The 255-nt window shown below is 30.6% G+C and carries 1 protein-coding gene; it reads left to right on the top strand.

The window, feature by feature from the left end; genetic code table 11:
• Positions 1–47 precede the first annotated feature (47 nt).
• On the top strand, positions 48–255 hold a 208-nt coding region (locus tag WFK35_RS23185; protein WP_336735015.1), incomplete at its 3' end, for a deoxyribodipyrimidine photo-lyase.

Here is a 255-nt window from a genome sequence, read left to right as displayed (position 1 = left end):
AAAAATTAGTCTGATTTTTGTAGAGAAAACAGGGTTAATAAATCATTATGTCTAAAAAAGAAAAAGTAAATATTTTCTGGTTCAGAAGAGATATCAGACTGGAAGATAATACAGGATTGTTTCATGCACTTGAAGCCGGTTTAAAAGTAGTTCCGGTTTTTATTTTTGATAAGGAAATTCTTGATAAGCTTGAAGATAAATCAGACAGAAGAGTAGATTATTTTTATCAGGCTCTGGAAGAAATTCATGCTGAGC

The sequence above is a fragment of the Chryseobacterium sp. VD8 genome (assembly GCF_037149975.1).
In the GTDB taxonomy this organism is placed as follows: domain Bacteria; phylum Bacteroidota; class Bacteroidia; order Flavobacteriales; family Weeksellaceae; genus Chryseobacterium; species Chryseobacterium indicum.
The sequence above is the reverse complement of the archived record's forward strand: the minus strand, read 5'-3'. Positions and strand labels throughout refer to the sequence as shown.